14 protein-coding genes are annotated in these 16293 nt (G+C 55.5%); 10 read left to right on the top strand and 4 right to left on the bottom strand.

The features are described 5' to 3' along the window. Positions 1-66 precede the first annotated feature (66 nt). Positions 67-711 (bottom strand): ribosome biogenesis GTP-binding protein YihA/YsxC, encoded by a 645-nt coding sequence (yihA, locus tag BG910_RS02935; RefSeq protein ID WP_089035554.1) that lies wholly within the window; start codon positions 709-711, stop codon positions 67-69. Between the two features lie 151 nt (positions 712-862). On the opposite strand from yihA, the gene BG910_RS02930 reads away from it, so the two are divergent. From BG910_RS02930 to ccsB, 3 genes are all read left to right on the top strand, one after another. Further along, complete coding sequence (locus tag BG910_RS02930; protein ID WP_089035553.1) at positions 863-1492, top strand: c-type cytochrome; 630 nt, start codon at positions 863-865, stop codon at positions 1490-1492. Positions 1493-1896: 404 nt separating this feature from the next. After that, a complete protein-coding gene (locus BG910_RS02925) occupies positions 1897-3855 on the top strand; it encodes a cytochrome c biogenesis protein ResB (RefSeq protein WP_232462257.1) in 1959 nt (652 codons plus the stop codon). Beyond that, positions 3842-5032, top strand: a complete 1191-nt coding sequence (ccsB, locus tag BG910_RS02920) for a c-type cytochrome biogenesis protein CcsB (protein WP_089035551.1) — start codon at positions 3842-3844, stop codon at positions 5030-5032. Before BG910_RS02925 ends, ccsB begins: the two co-directional genes overlap by 14 nt. Positions 5033-5114: 82 nt before the next feature. On the opposite strand, the gene hemL is transcribed toward ccsB, so the two are convergent. Further along, positions 5115-6398, bottom strand: coding sequence for a glutamate-1-semialdehyde 2,1-aminomutase (gene hemL / locus BG910_RS02915; RefSeq protein ID WP_089035550.1), 1284 nt, complete (start codon positions 6396-6398; stop codon positions 5115-5117). A gap of 493 nt (positions 6399-6891) precedes the next feature. Between hemL and BG910_RS02910 the strand changes: the two genes are divergently transcribed. Both BG910_RS02910 and miaB read left to right on the top strand, forming a co-directional pair. Further along, entirely contained in the window at positions 6892-7281 is a 390-nt protein-coding gene (locus BG910_RS02910) for a hypothetical protein (protein ID WP_089035549.1), read from the top strand. Between the two features lie 222 nt (positions 7282-7503). Continuing rightward, positions 7504-8832 (top strand): tRNA (N6-isopentenyl adenosine(37)-C2)-methylthiotransferase MiaB, encoded by a 1329-nt coding sequence (miaB, locus tag BG910_RS02905; protein WP_089035548.1) that lies wholly within the window; start codon positions 7504-7506, stop codon positions 8830-8832. 74 nt (positions 8833-8906) lie between these two features. Here the strand turns inward: miaB and lolA are convergent, their stop codons facing one another. Next, a complete protein-coding gene (gene lolA, locus BG910_RS02900) occupies positions 8907-9527 on the bottom strand; it encodes an outer membrane lipoprotein chaperone LolA (RefSeq protein ID WP_089035547.1) in 621 nt (206 codons plus the stop codon). A 320-nt stretch (positions 9528-9847) separates the two neighbouring features. Between lolA and BG910_RS02895 the strand changes: the two genes are divergently transcribed. From BG910_RS02895 to BG910_RS02880, 4 genes are all read left to right on the top strand, one after another. Continuing rightward, positions 9848-10600 carry an outer membrane beta-barrel protein gene (locus BG910_RS02895; RefSeq protein WP_089035546.1) on the top strand — a complete coding sequence of 251 codons (753 nt, stop codon included), beginning with the start codon at positions 9848-9850 and terminating at the stop codon, positions 10598-10600. A 65-nt stretch (positions 10601-10665) separates the two neighbouring features. Further along, complete coding sequence (locus BG910_RS02890) at positions 10666-11502, top strand: ferritin-like domain-containing protein (RefSeq protein WP_408633777.1); 837 nt, start codon at positions 10666-10668, stop codon at positions 11500-11502. Between the two features lie 102 nt (positions 11503-11604). Beyond that, positions 11605-12564: a cation diffusion facilitator family transporter gene (locus BG910_RS02885; RefSeq protein ID WP_089035545.1), complete on the top strand. Its 960-nt coding sequence runs from the start codon at positions 11605-11607 to the stop codon at positions 12562-12564. Between the two features lie 72 nt (positions 12565-12636). Next, entirely contained in the window at positions 12637-13284 is a 648-nt protein-coding gene (locus tag BG910_RS02880; RefSeq protein WP_089035544.1) for an HAD family hydrolase, read from the top strand. Positions 13285-13468: 184 nt separating this feature from the next. On the opposite strand, the gene rep is transcribed toward BG910_RS02880, so the two are convergent. Then, complete coding sequence (gene rep / locus BG910_RS02875; RefSeq protein WP_089035543.1) at positions 13469-15466, bottom strand: DNA helicase Rep; 1998 nt, start codon at positions 15464-15466, stop codon at positions 13469-13471. 195 nt (positions 15467-15661) lie between these two features. Between rep and BG910_RS02870 the strand changes: the two genes are divergently transcribed. Next, a complete protein-coding gene (locus BG910_RS02870) occupies positions 15662-16237 on the top strand; it encodes a hypothetical protein (RefSeq protein WP_089035542.1) in 576 nt (191 codons plus the stop codon). The last annotated feature ends 56 nt before the right edge of the window (positions 16238-16293 follow it).

The following is a 16293-nucleotide window of genomic DNA, read 5'->3' as shown; positions in this document are numbered from 1 at the left end:
GTTTTCAGACGGCCTTTTTGCAGAGTAAGATTTGTGGTCGGTCAATACAGGTTTTGGGGAGAGGCGTTAAGATAACGCTGCCGGTTCCGCCCCGGTTTCTGTATCCGGCTGCCGATAGGTCTGGAACCAGGAACCGACCACTTCGTTTACCTCGTCAATCCCTTGTTTTTTCAGGCTGGAAAAAAGCTGGACGCTGATGGTTTGGCGTTCCATATAAGGTTTCAAGGCTTTTTTAACCGCGCCCAAAGTTTTGATTTGGTCGTTTTTGGAAAGTTTGTCGGCTTTTGAGAGCAGGATATGCACCGGTCGCCCGGTCAGGTGGAAAAAGTCCAGCATCTGAATATCCTGCGCTTTGAGCGGATGGCGGGCATCCATAATCAACACCAAACCGATCAGCTGGCGGCGTTGCTGCAGGTAGTCGCCCAAGAGTTTGACCCAATGCGTGCGGATGGCTTCGGGTACTTGCGCGTAGCCGTAACCGGGAAGATCGACCATAAAACCGCTGCCGGCGAGTTCGAAAAAATTGATGTGCTGCGTGCGCCCCGGGGTTTTGGAAACATAGGCCAGCCGCACATGATTGGTCAGCGTATTGATGGCGCTCGATTTGCCCGCGTTACTGCGCCCGACAAATGCGATTTCGGCGGGCGTGTCCGGCAAATCTTTCAAATGGTTGACCGTAGTAAAGAATTTTGCGTTTTGAAAGAGGTTCATAGCAGTAATTTGTAGTAGTAATTCGATGTAAACTTAGTATAGAATATCACGTTTACAGAACCATCGGTTTTAACCGGGTCAAATTCCGCCCGGTTTTTGAGTATAAAAAGGGCATTGGCGCAGTAAGCAATGCTGTAATCAGGAGCACTCCATGAAACGACTGACTTTATTGGCTTTAGTCTTGGCAGCGGGCGCAGTATCGGCGGCAACGGCACCGAAAGCCGACCCCGAAAAAGGCAGACAGGTTGCGACGACTGTTTGCGCATCCTGCCACGCGGCCGACGGCAACAGCGGCATTGCCATGTATCCGAAACTGTCTGCGCAGCATCCTGCCTACATCTACAAACAGACTTTAGACATTAAAGACGGCAAACGCACCAGCGGTTCGTCCGGCGTGATGAAACCGATGGTTGCTGCGCTGAGTGAGCAAGACATCCGCAACGTGGCCGCTTATTACGCCAAGCAGCAGCCAAAATCCGGCGAAGCCAATCCTAAAGACAATGTCGAATTGGGCGCGAAAATCTACCGCGGCGGTTTGGCCGAGCAGAAAATCCCCGCCTGTATGTCGTGCCACGGCCCGGCGGGTGCCGGTATGCCTGCGGGCGGTACCGAGATCGTCAGCTATCCGCGTTTGGGTGGCCAACACAAAGACTACATCGTTGCCCAGATGAAAGCCTATAAGGCCGGCCAGCGTAAAAACAATATCATGATCGATATTGCCAAACGTATGTCTGACGACGAAGTCAACGCCGTTGCCAACTTCATTCAGGGTCTGCGTTAACTTTGTGTTTCAGCAGACGCCGACAGGCCGTCTGAAAACTCCGTTTGCCAAAGCGGCCGAAGTTTTCAGGCGGCCTTTTGCACTGTTTGCCATAAGTTATGGTGAAATAAAATAAGAAAGATGCAAGGCGGCGAGGCGCAGGCAGTACGGGTAGTACGGGACAGATGAACTTGGCGCTTCAGCGCCTTAGTGAATCGTCCTCTTTGAGTTCAGCCGCAGACAACGAAGTAGATTTTTTATTTTCATTCACTATACAAATACAAATTGCCCGGCACAACGTTTTGTTTCATCATAGACGCCGCTTTTTTTTGAATGCCGTCTGAAAACCGTTTGAATCCGTTATGAACCAGTCCGAAAAATCCGTTCCGTTTATCCGCCGCCCGTGGTTTGCTTTTCTCAGCTCCATGCGCTTTGCCGTTTCCTTGTTGAGCCTGCTGGGCGTGGCCTCGATTATCGGCACCGTGTTGCAGCAAAACCGGCCGCAGGCGGATTATTTGGTGAAGTTCGGCCCGTTTTGGACGCAGATTTACGGCTTTTTGGGCTTGTTTGACGTTTACGCTTCGGGCTGGTTTGTCGCCATTATGGTTTTTCTGGTGCTTTCCACCGGGCTTTGCCTGATCCGCAACGTGCCGCCGTTTTTGCATGAGGCGCGTTCGTATCGGGAACACGCCAAAGAGAAATCGCTGGCGGCGATGCGCTACTCCGTTGTTTTAGACGGCGCGGTTTCTCCCGAAGTGGCGCAGCGTTATTTGGAGGTGCAAGGTTTTTCAGCCAAAACCGTCAAACGCGAAGACGGCTCGGTTTTGGTTGCGGCGAAAAAAGGCGCGATGAACAAATGGGGCTACATCTGCGCCCATGCCGCGCTGATTGTAATTTGTCTGGGCGGCTTGATCGACAGCAATCTGCTGTTGAAACTCGGTATTTTGAGCGGCCGCATCGTACCTGACAACAACGCCGTTTTTGCCAAAGATTTCAAACCCGAAAGCGTTTTGGGTACGGGCAATCTGTCGTTTCGCGGCAACGTCAACATTACCGAAGGGCAGAGCGCAGACGTGGTGTTTTTAAATGCCGACAAAGGGATGCTGGTGCAGGATCTGCCGTTTGAAGTGAAGCTGAAAAAGTTTCACATCGATTTTTACAACACCGGTATGCCGCGCGATTTTGCCAGCGATTTGGAAGTAACCGACAAGGAAACCGGCAAAAAAACCGTGCAGACCATCCGCGTCAACCATCCGCTGACGCTTCACGGCATCACGATTTACCAAGCCAGCTTTGCCGACGGCGGTTCGGATTTGAAATTCAAAGCGTGGAATCTGGCCGATCCGAGCCGCGCGCCCGTGACGCTGCGGGCAACTTCCATGCGCGAGTTTCCGCTCGACATCGGCAAAACCAAATACAGACTCGAGTTCGACAAATTTACCGCGCTCAACGTCGAAGACATGGGTAGGCCGTCTGAAAAATCGGGCGGCGTCACAGCGGCGATCAACGACGTCCGCGCCGTGACCCAAGAGGGCAAACGCTTTACCAACATCGGCCCATCGGTCATCTACCGCGTCCGTGACAGCGCAGGGCAGGCGGTCGAATACAAAAACTACATGCTGCCCGTAAAGCAGGAGGAGGATTATTTCTTCATTACCGGTACGCGCACGGGCTTGGAACAGCAATACCGTTGGCTGCGCATTCCCGTCGATAAAGCCGGCAAAATCGACACTTTTATGGCCTTGCGCGAATTTCTGCGCGACGATGCCGCCCGCAACAAAGCCGTGGAAGAGGCCACGCAGGGCGCGCCCGCCGAAATCCGCGACCAGTTCAAACTTGCCGCTGCCAACACCTTGTCCATCTTCGCGCGCGGCGGTTATTTGGCGTTGGATCAATTTGTGACCACCACCATTCCCAAAGACCAGCAGGAAAAAATGCAGGGATATTTCTACCAAATGCTGTTTGGCGTGATGAACGCCTCTTTAGACGAAACTCTGAAAAAATACAAACTGCCGCAATGGCCGCAAGACGAAGCGCGCAACCGCTTCCTGCTCAACAGCATGGATGCCTACACCGGCCTGACCGAATACCCCGCGCCCATGCTGCTTCAGCTCGACGGCTACACCGAAGTCCGTTCTTCCGGCCTGCAAATGACCCGTTCGCCCGGTGCCTCGCTGGTTTACCTCGGCTCGCTGCTGTTGGTATTGGGCACGGTCTTTATGTTTTACATCCGCGAAAAACGCGCATGGCTGCTGTTTTCAGACGGCAAAATCCGTTTCGCCATGTCGTCCAACCGCAACGAACGCGACCTGCAAAAAGAATTTCCGCAACACACCGAACGCCTGCAACAGCTGGCGAAGGATTTGAACCATGAACAAAAATAATCCCGCCGTGCCGCAACACGCGCTCCTCACACACAAATCATTCATCCGCGGCCTCACGCCGTTTGACTGGATTTTCGCGCTCGTTATTGCCGCCTCCGCCCTGTTTGCGCAAACCTACGTCAGTCATCAGACGGACATCTACGAGTTGGTGATTTTATGGGCAAGCGCCGGCACAGCCGTATTTTTAGGCTGGTTTTTCAAACCCATGCGCATCTTTACCCCGCTCTGCCTGCTGTTGGGTTACGGTGCCGTCAGCCTTTACAGCGGCAACATCAAAAATTCAGACGGCCTGTTTCTGCTCAAATATCTCCTCAGCAGCCAGTCGGCGATTATGTGGCAGTGCGCCTTCGTCTTTTTTGCCTTGGGCACTTATGTTTCAGGCGCCGTACTGGCTGTGAAGAAAAATACCGAAACCAACACCCTGCTCAGCATGGCCACCGCCTTCGGCTGGATTTCTGCCGGCGCAGGCTTCACTGGCCTGCTTGTGCGCTGGCACGAAAGCTACCTGCTGCGCCCCGACGCAGGGCACATCCCCGTTTCCAATCTGTATGAAGTCTTCATTCTGTTTCTCGTCATCACCGCGCTGATGTACGCCTATTACGAAGGCCGTTTCAAAATCCAAAAACTCGGCGGCTTCGTCTATACCTTCATGGCCGTCGTCGTCTGCTTCGTCTTGTGGTACAGCGTTTCCCGCGACGCCCACGCCATCCAGCCGCTGATTCCCGCCTTGCAGTCGTGGTGGATGAAAATCCACGTTCCCGCCAACTTCATCGGCTACGGCGCCTTCTGCATCGCCGCCATGCTCGCCGTGGCCGAACTGCTCGCCGTCAATGCCGAAACCAAAGGCCGCAAAACCTGGCTGCCGCCGTCGCAAACCATCGAAGAAGCCATGTACAAAGCCATCGCCGTCGGCTTCCTCTTCTTCACCATCGCCACCATCCTCGGCGCACTCTGGGCCGCCGACGCATGGGGACGCTACTGGAGCTGGGACCCGAAAGAAACCTGGGCATTCATCGTCTGGCTCAACTATGCCGTCTGGCTGCACCTGCGCCTCGTCGCCGGCTGGCGCGGCAAAGTCTTGGCCTGGTGGGCGGTTATCGGGCTGTTCGTCACCGCCTTCGCCTTCATCGGCGTGAATATGTTTTTGAGCGGGCTGCATTCTTACGGAACGCTGTAAGGCTCTGATAAAACAGGGGCCGTCTGAAATTTCAGACGGCCTTTTCAATTTTTACAAGCGGTTCGGCCTTCTACCTTCTACCTTACCCCGCCATACCCGCAAACACTTCCCCCGCCACGGCGACGGTTTCGTCCACCAATTCCGGCGTGTGCGCCGCCGACATAAACGCGGCCTCGAAAGCCGACGGGCCGAAGGCGACGCCGCGCTCCAGCATGCCGTGGAAGAAGCGTTTGAACGCATCGGTATCGCTGTTTGCCATATCCGCGTAGCTTTGCGGCAGGCCGTCTGAAAAATACAGGCCGAACATTCCGCCGACGAAATCGGCATTAAAGCGCACACCCGCGTTTTGTGCGGCCGTCTGAAAACCTTTGACCAAACGCTCGGTTTGCGCGCTCAGATTTTCATAGAAACCGTCGCGTTGGATGATTTCCAGCGTTTTCAGGCCGGCGGCAACGGAGAGCGGGTTGCCCGACAGTGTTCCGGCCTGATACACGCCGCCGAGCGGGGAGATGCAGTTCATAATGTCTTTGCGCCCGCCGAACGCCGCCAGCGGCATACCGCCGCCGATGACTTTACCCATCGTCGTCAAATCCGGCGTGATGCCGTGCAGCGACTGCGCTCCGCCCAAAGCCACGCGGAAGCCCGTCATCACCTCGTCGTAAATCAGCACCACGCCGTGTTGCGCCGTCAGCGTGCGCAGGGCTTTGACAAAGTTTTCAGACGGCTTGACCAAGTTCATATTGCCCGCAAACGGCTCGAGAATCACGCAGGCAATTTCGCCGCCGATTTGCGCAAAGGTCTCTTCAAGCTGCGCCACATTGTTGTATTCCAAAACCAGCGTGTGTTTGGTGAAATCAGCGGGAACGCCCGCAGAACTCGGGTTGCCGAAGGTCAGCAAACCGCTGCCCGCCTTAACCAGCAGACTGTCGGAATGGCCGTGGTAACAGCCCTCGAATTTGACGATTTTATCGCGCCCCGTAAACCCGCGCGCCAAGCGGATGGCCGACATCGTCGCTTCCGTTCCTGAGCTCACCAGCCGCAGACTTTCCACGCTGGGCACGATTTTGGCGATTTCCTCGGCAATCACAATTTCCGCCTCAGTCGGCGCGCCAAACGACAAACCGCCCAAAGCCGCCTCACGCACGGCTTCGACCACTTCCGGATGCGTATGGCCGACAATCGCCGGTCCCCACGAGCCGACGTAGTCGATATAGCGTTGGCCGTTCTCATCCCAAACATACGCGCCCTCGGCCTTTTTGATAAAACGCGGCACACCGCCGACGCTGCCGAATGCGCGCACGGGGGAATTCACGCCGCCGGGAATCACGGCTTTGGCGCGGTTGAAAAGTTGTTCGTTGCGGTTCATGGGGAATCCTTTATTTGTGAATAGGGCAGGGTATTGGGGAATTTTCAGACGGCCTGTTTACGTTTAGGCAGACAAAGGCTGTCTGAAAAACAAAGCATTATTCTAACATTGATTTTCAGACGGCCTGAGACCGTTGCAAAAATCAGAATGGCCGTCTGACACTTCGACTACGCTCAGTGCTAGCATTTTCACGGACGTCATTCAAGCCCGAGTAGGTACGGTTAGCCGCCACAAGCGGCGTAACCGTACGCCAAGCCGTTTTGAAATGCCTGCAAACTGTGCCGTCTGAAAAACGTACGGTCGGTTTGGGTTATCTGCACGGTGCTGTTTGCGCGGATTTGTACGGTTACGCTGCCTGCGGGCGGCTAACCGTACCTACGGCGGTGTGGCACAAATGTCCGTTCCTCATCAAAACCGCAGATGCACAAAGCATTTTCAGACGGCCGCGTGTTATAATTACGCCCGTTTCAAACTCAAAACAAAGCACAAAACCATGTTACGCGGATTCTTTACTTTTCTCGTTTTACTCGTGTCGCTGCCCGCTCTTGCCGCGCAGCGTGATTTGCCGGCCGACATCAACGTCGCGGTGCTGAAAAAAGTCGAGCTGCCGTATCTCGAATTGGGCAACGGCGGGGTTTCGTGGATTAAAATCCTGACGCTGGGTCTGGTGGACGGCAAGGCGCAGAAATTCCAGATTTCGCGTTTCGCGCGGATTAAAGACGAAAACGACCGCTACACCTCCGCCGCCAAACTACAAACCAAAACCGGCCGCCCGATTGCGGTCAAACGCGATGCCGCGGGCGTCATCCGCGAAGTGTGGGTGTTGCACGACGAAGAATCGGCAGTCTTCGCCGCACAGGCGGCGCAGCGGCAGGGGAAATGATGCCGTTTGAAAAGCCGTTTTGAACGCCGTCTGATTTTTCTTCAGACGGCCTGACCGACAGTTGGAACGCTGTCGGTTTTTTTATCGGGCAGCAGGCCGTCCAACAAATAGGAGTTTTTCCTAATTTCATGAATTCATTCCGTTTTCCGCCCGTTTCCACTATAATCCCCGTCTTTTCCAACCATCAGCCCCGCAATTACGGGCAACCTGAAAGCACAAACCATGAAAAAAGTATTTATCCGCACCTTCGGCTGTCAGATGAACGAGTACGACAGCGAAAAAATGCTGGCTGTTTTGTCGGAAGAGCACGGCGGCATCGAGCAGGTAACCGAACCTGACAATGCCGACATTATTTTGTTCAACACCTGCTCCGTGCGCGAAAAAGCGCAGGAAAAAGTGTTTTCCGACCTCGGCCGCGTGCGTCCGCTCAAAGAAAAAAATCCCGGTTTAATCATCGGCGTGGCCGGCTGCGTGGCCTCGCAAGAGGGCGAGGCGATTATCAAGCGCGCGCCTTATGTGGACGTGGTGTTCGGCCCGCAAACCCTGCACCGCCTGCCGCAGATGATTGTGGACAAAGAAACCACCGGCCATTCGCAGGTGGATATTTCCTTCCCCGAAATCGAAAAATTCGACCATCTGCCGCCCGCGCGCGTGGAAGGAGGCAGCGCGTTTATTTCCATTATGGAAGGCTGTTCCAAATATTGTTCGTTTTGCGTCGTGCCCTATACCCGCGGTGAGGAATTTTCCCGCCCGCTCAATGACGTGCTCACCGAAATCGCCAATCTGGCGCAGCAGGGCGTGAAAGAAATCAACCTGTTGGGCCAAAACGTCAACGCCTACCGCGGAGAAATGGACGACGGCGAAATCTGCGACTTTGCCACGCTGCTGCGCATCGTCCACGAAATTTCGGGCATCGAACGGATACGTTTCACCACCAGCCATCCGCGTGAATTTTCCGACGCGATTATCGAATGCTACCGCGATTTACCGAAACTGGTTTCGCATCTGCACCTGCCGATTCAAAGCGGCTCCGACCGCGTATTGAGCGCGATGAAACGCGGCTACACTGCCTTGGAATACAAATCCATCATCCGCAAATTACGCTCCATCCGCCCCGATTTGTGTTTGAGCAGCGACTTTATCGTCGGCTTCCCCGGCGAAACCGAACGCGAGTTCGAGCAGACTTTAAAGCTGGTAAAAGACATCGCCTTCGACCTCAGTTTCGTCTTCATCTACAGCCCGCGCCCCGGCACGCCCGCCGCCAACCTGCCCGACGACACGCCGCACGCGGAAAAAGTGCGCCGTCTCGAAGCACTCAACGAAGTCATCGAAGCCGAAACCGCCCGCATCAACCAAACCATGATTGGCACCGTGCAGCGCTGTCTGGTCGAAGGCATCTCCAAAAAAGACCCCGACCAGCTCCAAGCCCGCACCGCCAACAACCGCGTGGTGAATTTCTACGGCACGCCCGATTTGATCAACCAAATGGTCGAGCTGGAAATTACCGAAGCCTATACCTTCTCGCTGCGCGGGGAATTGGCAGAAGCGTAGTTTGGCGTTTTGGCGATAAGGAAACAGGCCGTCTGAAAAATTTCAGACGGCCTGTTGCGCTAATGGCGGCGTTGTTAGTGGCTGACCACATCCACGCCTTTGGGCGGAGTAAATTTAAACACGCTGCGAGAGAGGTTGGGTTTGGTGTTCAAACCGCTGAAGCTGATGGTGGTTTCGTTGCCGAAGCTGTCTTTGAGCTGCATGGCGGCGAGATTGTCGCCTTTGAAACCGATACGGATGTACTGGTAGCCCGCGTTGTTTTTCTTAGGTGTAGCCAAAACGTAGCTGATGCCGTTGGACGTGCCGTCTTCTTTCAGCGTGTAGCTGCTGTCGAGCGCGGATTTGTTGGACAGAATCGCCGCCGGGCTGTCGCCGATGGTTTGGTTTTGCGCGGATTTGGTTACTTGTGCCAAATCGACGTCGTAGAGCCAGATGGTTTTGCCGTCGCCGACGATGGTTTGTTTGTAGGGTTTGGTGTATTCCCATTTAAACAGACCCGGGCGCAGGATTTGGAATGTGCCTGATGTGGTTTGGGTTTTCTTTTTGCCTTTGACGGTTTGGCTGAAGCTGCCGCTGATGCCGTCTGAATCGTTGTTGAACTTTTTCAGCGAATCCACTGCGCCGGCGTGTGCCAAGCCGATGCTTGCGCTTAAAAGGGCTGAGGCGGTGAATTTGAAAAATGTGTTTTGTTTCATGTTGTAGGTTTCCTTTTTCGAGGGAGAGACAGGTCGAAGTATAGGCGCAAATCGCCTGCGAACAAGCCGAAGATGCGGCGTTTAATTTTTGTAAACGCCGGATTTAAAATATAAATTTTTGAAAATTAAAGATTTTATGAAAATTTATTCCATTCGGCTTTCACATTTATTTAAATGCAGATGGATCGCGTTTTGTCTCATTTATCACGGTGTTGATACATCTTTAACAAGGGCGGTTTGTTGTAAAGATAGTCTTTTTCACGGATTTGGGCAGGATTTCTCCGAAAACTGAGGCCGCGGGCAAACCTATACGCGTGAGTATGAAACAGTGCGACAACTGGTTCTCAGGCAATATTCCGCGTCCGGTAGCCGCCGCGCCTGCGCCGCAATCCGAGCCGGTAGCCGCTGTACCCGTCGAGCCGGCACCTGCGCCTGAAGCCGCGCCCAAATCAGGCGTGCGTCCTTATGTATTCGGCACTGTCGGCGCATCGCGCGACGGCCTGAAAACCAACAGCGGTTCGGTAAACAACCGCGACACCCAGGTTGCCAGCCAAGTCGGCGCGGGCGTTCAGTTTAACGAATGGCTGGGCGGCGAGGTGTTCTACCAAAGCGGCCGTATGCACAAATTCACTTCCGAAGCCGGCAGCACCGACAAAGTGCGCAACCAAACCTTCGGCGGCCGCGTGATTGCGGGCACCAAAGTCGCAGACAAAGCGCGCGTGTTTGCCAAAGCAGGCGTAGCGGGCGTGAAACACAACGACAGCAACTGGTTGAGCGGCAAAGCCAACACCCGTCCGACTGCCGGCGTGGGTGCGACTTACGATGTCAACGACAGCCTGTCTGTACGCGCGGATTACGACCACTACTTCAGACGCCCGACCAACAACGCGGGCAAATGGAAAACATGGGCATCGGCGCGCAATACAAATTCTAATTTCCGCAATGAAGGGAAAAACCGGTCTGGGAAGGGAAGGCCGGTTTTCTATTTTTCAGACGGCATGGGTTTTGCAGAAAAACTCAAAAAAGCCAGGATCTTTGCGTTAATAAAAAATACCTGCCTGAATGCCGTCTGAAACGCCCAAACCCGTCATTCCCGCGCAGACGGCCTGAGCGCGTTATAATCACAAAAAATTCCAAAATGCCCGAAACCATGTCTTACAACCCCTATCTCCTGCTCGAACACGCCCTGCTGGCTGCCGATCCCGACGAAAAAGCCGCGCTGACCGACGAACTTTCCGCTGCGGTGCAAAACGCGGAATTGGCTGCCGAAACCGCTCCACCGCTGGATTTCCGCTATGCCGGCCGTCCCGCGCGCCCGCGTTTGGTCGCGCCCTCGGAAGTGACACAGCGCAAGATGAATACGAACGAGGGCTACGCGGCGATGTTGCACGCGATTTGCCATATCGAGTTTAACGCCGTCAATTTGGCGCTGGACGCGGCCTACCGTTTCCGCCGCCTGCCGCCGCAGTTTGCGCGCGACTGGATTCGGGTGGCGGAGGAGGAGGTGTACCATTTCCGCCTGATGCGCGACCGGCTGCGCAGTTTCGGTTACGACTACGGCGACTTCGAGGCGCACGCGCATTTGTGGGACATGGCCTACAAAACCGCTTACGACCCGCTGCTGCGCATGGCTTTGGTGCCGCGCGTGTTGGAGGCGCGCGGTTTGGACGTTACCCCCGCCATCCGCGCCAAAGTGGCGCAGCGCGGCGATTTGGAAACCTGTGCGGTGTTGGACATCATCTACCGCGACGAGGTCGGTCATGTGAAAATCGGCAACCATTGGTATCAGCATTTGTGCCGCGAACGCGGGCTGGAGCCGGTTGTGCTGTTCCGCAGCCTGATGGCGCGTTACGATTTGTTTGTGTTCCGCGGTCATGTGAACATCGAAGCGCGGGAGCGGGCGGGTTTCAGCCGTTTCGAGCTGGAGATGTTGGAAGATTTCGAGAAGAGTTTGAAGGCGGGGAAGGTTGTCTGACACTTCGGCTTCGCTCAGTGCGAGCGCTTCGGCTTCGCTCGGCGCAAGAATTTTGATTCGGCACAGCCATCGTTTTCAGACGGCCTGACAAGGAGCCCCCTCATGTCCCACGACCATGACCACCACCATCATTCCCACACCGCCAACAAAAAAGTTTTAGGCGTTTCCTTTGCCGTGATTGCGGGCTTTATGCTGGTCGAGGCCGTCGGCGGCTGGCTGACCCATTCGCTGGCGCTGCTGTCCGACGCGGGGCACATGTTCAGCGACGCGTTTTCGCTGGGCATGGCGCTTTGGGCGTTCAAGCTCGGCGAAAAAGCCGTGACGCTGAAAAAAACCTTTGGTTACAAGCGCTTTGAGATTCTGACCGCCGCGCTCAACGGCCTGACGCTGGTCGTCATCGCCGTGCTGATTTTCTACGAAGCCGTCCACCGCTTCATCACCCAGCCCGAAATCGCCACCACAGGCATGCTGGTCATCAGTACCGTTGGCCTGATTGTCAACATCGTTATCGCCGTCTATATGCTGCGCAACGGCGACACTGAAGACAATGTGAACATGCGCGGCGCGTATCTTCATGTGATCAGCGATTTATTCGGCTCGCTCGGCGCGATTGTTGCCGCGCTTTTAATGATGGCGTTCGGCTGGAACTGGGCGGATCCGCTCGTCAGCGTTTTGGTCGCCGCGTTGGTCGGCCGCAGCGGCTGGGGACTGTTGCGCCAAACCCTGCACATCCTGATGGAAGGCGCGCCCGAAAACATTTCCGCCGACGATTTGCTGCGCGTCATCGCCCAAACCGAAGGCGTGGAATCCGTTCACGATTTGCACATCTGGACGATTACCAGCAACGTTCACGCCATGTCGTGCCACATCGTCGTGGACGGCGGCAAAACCGTCGCCGAAGCCGAACAGATCGTGTACCGCATCGAACACGCGCTCGCCCACCACAACATCAGCCACTGCACCGTCCAAGTCGAAAGCAGCCTCAACCCGCACGGCGACAGCGTGCTGTGCACCATGACACCCGCCGAAACGCACGGACACGGGCATCATCACCATCATTAAAGCTGGTAAAATGCAGGCCGTCTGAAAAACTCATTTCAGACGGCCTCTACCCCAAATCCCCAAGGAATTCCCATGACACAAGCCGTATTATTCGATTTGGACGGCACCCTCGCCGACACTGCGCTCGACCTCGGCGGCGCGCTCAATACCTTATTGCGCCGCCGCGGCCTGCCCGAAAAAAGCATGGACGACATCCGCCCCTATGCCAGCCACGGCGCCAACGGTCTGCTGAAAATCGGCGCCGGCATCACCCCCGACCACCCCGACCATGCCGCGTGGCGCAAAGAATATCTGGAAGAATACGGCCGCTGTTACGCCGACCGAACCGTCTTGTTTGACGGCGTGAACGGCTTGATTGCCGAACTCGTCCGCCGCGGCCTCAAATGGGGCATCATCACCAACAAACCCGCCGCGTTCACCGATCAACTCGTACCCAAACTCGGCTTTGCCGCCGCGCCCGACGTCGTCGTCAGCGGCGACACCTGCGGCGAAGCCAAGCCCGGCGTCAAACCCATGTTTTACGCCTGCGGACAAATCGGCGTCGCGCCCGAGCGCTGCATCTATCTGGGCGACGCCGAACGCGATATGCTCGCCGCCAAAAACGCCGGCATGAAAGCCGTGTTGGCCGACTGGGGCTACATCGCCGCAGAAGACGACACCGAAAGCTGGCTGCAAGACGCGCGCATCGCCGCGCCGACGGATTTGCTGGATTTGCTGTAGTAGGATTATTGAAAGATAGAAAGGCCGTCTGAAAATTTTACTGAAGAAAACACGGCGGATTTACACTTGCCCTACGGTTAAACCGGTTAGCGGGCGGAACTGAAGGGCTTGTGCTGATCAGAGTTGAATTTCAGACGGCCTGACGGCCTCACGCCGCTTTCCTCAATGCCGTCTGAAAACCGCCTTACCCCTTTTTGGCCGCCAGCATACTGCGCAAGTTCGCCAGATTGCTGCGGCCTTCTTCTTTGCTGACGATGGGCTCGCTGTCTTTTCGGCCGAGGATTTTGATGTCTTCCTGCGGCATTTCGTCGATGAAGCGGCTGGGGTCGGGAAACTGCCACACGCCCTGTTTTTTGCGTTTGATGCAGTGGGTCAGGGTGAGCTGGCGTTTGGCGCGGGTGATGCCGACGTACATCAGGCGGCGTTCTTCTTCGACGTTGGCTTCTTCGATGCTGTCGCTGTGCGGCAGGATGCCTTCTTCGCAGCCGACGAGGAAGACGTAGGGGTATTCCAAGCCTTTGGAGGCGTGCAAGGTGGAGAGTTTGACGGCGTCGTTTTCGTCTTCGTCTTTGCCTTCGAGCAGAGTCATGAGGGCGATGGTCTGGGCGATTTCGAGGATGTTTTTACCGTCTTGTCCGCCTTTGCGTGCAAGCCATGAGGTGAGGTCGCCGACGTTGCGCCATTTGATTTCGCCGGCCTTGCCTTCTTCGCTGTTGAGAAGGTGGTTTTCGTAGGCGGTTTCTTCGAGCAGGTTGTTGATCAAACCGCCGGCATCGTCGGTTTCGGCGCGGCTGCGGTAGCGTTCCATCATTTCCATAAACGCGGCGAGGTGTTCGCGGCCGGCGGCGGGGAGCGCGGCGAGGGCGGCTTCGGTTTGGGCGGTCTGATAGAGGCTGCATTCGTGTTCGTGGGCGTAGCTGTTGAGTTTGCCCAGCGTGGCTTCGCCGATGCCGCGTTTGGGTGTGGTGACGGCGCGCAGGAAGGCGGGGTCGTCGTCGGGGTTGGCGATCAGGCGGATGTAGGACAATACGTCTTTGATTTCGGCTTTGTCGAAAAAGCTCTGGCCGCCTGAAAGTTGGTAGGGAATGCGCGCGCTGCGCAGGGCTTCTTCAAACAGCCGCGCTTGGTGGTTGCCGCGGTAGAGTACGGCGAAATCGGCGTATTTGGTTTTGTCGCCGCCGACGGCTTTCTGCTTGGCAATCTGGCTGACGACCCATTCGGCTTCGTGCTGCTCGTTTTGGCAGGCGACGACTTTGACCACTTCGCCTATGCCGAACTGCGACCACAGGGTTTTTTTAAACAGTTTCGGGTTGTTTTCAATCACTTTGTTGGCGATTTTCAAAATCCGCGCGGTGGAGCGGTAGTTTTGCTCGAGCTTGATGACGCGCATCTGCGGGTAGTCTTCCTGCATTTGGCGCAAGTTTTCCATATTCGCGCCGCGCCAGGCGTAAATCGACTGATCGTCGTCGCCCACGGCGGTAAACATGCCTTCCGCGCCCGTGAGCAGCTTCATCAGGGTAAACTGGCAGGTGTTGGTGTCTTGGCACTCGTCCACCAAAAGATAGCGCAGCTTTTTCTGCCATTTGTGGCGTATCTCGCTGTTTTCGCGCAACAAAATTGCAGGCAGACGGATAAGGTCGTCGAAATCCACCGCCTGATAGCTTTCCAGCGTGGCCTGATAGCTCGCGTAAACTTTGGCGAGCTGCCGTTCCCACTCGTTTGCGGCCGAAGCGAGAATGTCTTCGGGCGTTTTCAAATCGTTTTTCCACAGCGAAATTTGGTGCTGCGCCTTAAACAGCGCCTCTTTGCCGCTGCTGCCGATCAATTCGCCGATGATTTTCGCGCTGTCGGTCGAATCCAGAATCGAAAAATTCTTTTTATACCGGACCGCATTCGCCTCTTCGCGCAAAATCCGCATGCCCAGCGAGTGAAACGTACAAATCGTCAGCCCGCGCGCCTGCTTTTTCGACAGCATTTTCGCCACGCGTTCCTGCATCTCTTTGGCCGCTTTATTGGTAAACGTAATCGCCGCCACCTGATGTGCGGGATAGCCGACGTTGACAATCAAATGCTTGATTTTTTGGGTAATCACACCGGTTTTGCCGCTGCCCGCGCCGGCCAGAACCAAAAGCGGCCCGCCCAGATAATTCACGGCCTGCTGCTGCTGGGGATTGAGTTTCATGAGGCTTGAAAACAGAAAAAGGGGCGGGCATTATAGCATTTTGGCCGCAGAGGCCGTCTGTACTTCGACTACGCTCAGTAACCAACCGTTTTAGGCCGCAGGGTGGGTGTAAACCCACCATATTTTTCTAATATGGTTTTTCAGACGGCCTTTCCGAACCCCACAAAAGTTTCAACCTTACCAACAATACCCAACATGAAACTGCCCCGTACACTACTTTTCCCATTGTTTTTCCTGCTGCCGCTGCAAGCCGCCGCCGTATCGCCTGCGCCGCGCCCGCATCCCGATACCCGTCTCGCTGTACACGGCACGGATTTCTGCATGTCCGCCGATAATCCAAACGCTACGCTTTCATCCGTTTCCTTTTCCGAACCTCCGACCGCCGCCGTTTTCCAAACCGCGCGCCTTGCCGACCGCCCCGCCGCCTGCGTTCCGCTCAATATTTTGCAGCCCGAACAGCCGTACCGCTTGAATTTTCACATTGCTTCCAAATCCACCGATAACGCGGAAATCTGGAGCGAAGAAACATTCTGCCTGCGCAAAGACAAAGGCCGTCTGAAAATCGTCCGGGCTGATTTTTCGCAAAAAGGAGGCGTGTGTACGGATACGGCGTGGCAGTCCGCCGTTCCTGCGGATTTTGCCGAAGAACCGACGGGTTTTAGCGTTTGGGCAGCATGGGGCATTGCTGCCGTGATGGCAGCCGCATTGGCGGCTTCGGCAGCATCGGTGTGGTCCTGGCTTTGCAAACGGAAGAAACGGCGGGGGATATAGTCGGAGAAATTAAATTCTGATAAGACGGCGGGTCGCAGACAGTACACATAGTATGG

Origin of the sequence: Neisseria chenwenguii (assembly GCF_002216145.1) — a bacterium.
GTDB classification, from domain to species: domain Bacteria; phylum Pseudomonadota; class Gammaproteobacteria; order Burkholderiales; family Neisseriaceae; genus Neisseria; species Neisseria chenwenguii.
This window is presented reverse-complemented; position numbering and strand designations above follow the sequence as displayed.

What these genes read in the sequence shown, in the direction of transcription:
- yihA (WP_089035554.1), bottom strand. Translation starts at nt 711, where the DNA reads ATGAACCTCTTTCAAAACGCAAAATTCTTTACTACGGTCAACCATTTG.
- rep (WP_089035543.1), bottom strand. Translation starts at nt 15,466, where the DNA reads ATGAAACTCAATCCCCAGCAGCAGCAGGCCGTGAATTATCTGGGCGGG.
- BG910_RS02895 (WP_089035546.1), top strand. Translation starts at nt 9,848, where the DNA reads ATGAAACAGTGCGACAACTGGTTCTCAGGCAATATTCCGCGTCCGGTA.
- lolA (WP_089035547.1), bottom strand. Translation starts at nt 9,527, where the DNA reads ATGAAACAAAACACATTTTTCAAATTCACCGCCTCAGCCCTTTTAAGC.
- miaB (WP_089035548.1), top strand. Translation starts at nt 7,504, where the DNA reads ATGAAAAAAGTATTTATCCGCACCTTCGGCTGTCAGATGAACGAGTAC.
- BG910_RS02930 (WP_089035553.1), top strand. Translation starts at nt 863, where the DNA reads ATGAAACGACTGACTTTATTGGCTTTAGTCTTGGCAGCGGGCGCAGTA.
- BG910_RS02885 (WP_089035545.1), top strand. Translation starts at nt 11,605, where the DNA reads ATGTCCCACGACCATGACCACCACCATCATTCCCACACCGCCAACAAA.
- BG910_RS02880 (WP_089035544.1), top strand. Translation starts at nt 12,637, where the DNA reads ATGACACAAGCCGTATTATTCGATTTGGACGGCACCCTCGCCGACACT.
- BG910_RS02925 (WP_232462257.1), top strand. Translation starts at nt 1,897, where the DNA reads ATGCGCTTTGCCGTTTCCTTGTTGAGCCTGCTGGGCGTGGCCTCGATT.
- hemL (WP_089035550.1), bottom strand. Translation starts at nt 6,398, where the DNA reads ATGAACCGCAACGAACAACTTTTCAACCGCGCCAAAGCCGTGATTCCC.
- BG910_RS02890 (WP_408633777.1), top strand. Translation starts at nt 10,666, where the DNA reads ATGCCCGAAACCATGTCTTACAACCCCTATCTCCTGCTCGAACACGCC.
- ccsB (WP_089035551.1), top strand. Translation starts at nt 3,842, where the DNA reads ATGAACAAAAATAATCCCGCCGTGCCGCAACACGCGCTCCTCACACAC.
- BG910_RS02910 (WP_089035549.1), top strand. Translation starts at nt 6,892, where the DNA reads ATGTTACGCGGATTCTTTACTTTTCTCGTTTTACTCGTGTCGCTGCCC.
- BG910_RS02870 (WP_089035542.1), top strand. Translation starts at nt 15,662, where the DNA reads ATGAAACTGCCCCGTACACTACTTTTCCCATTGTTTTTCCTGCTGCCG.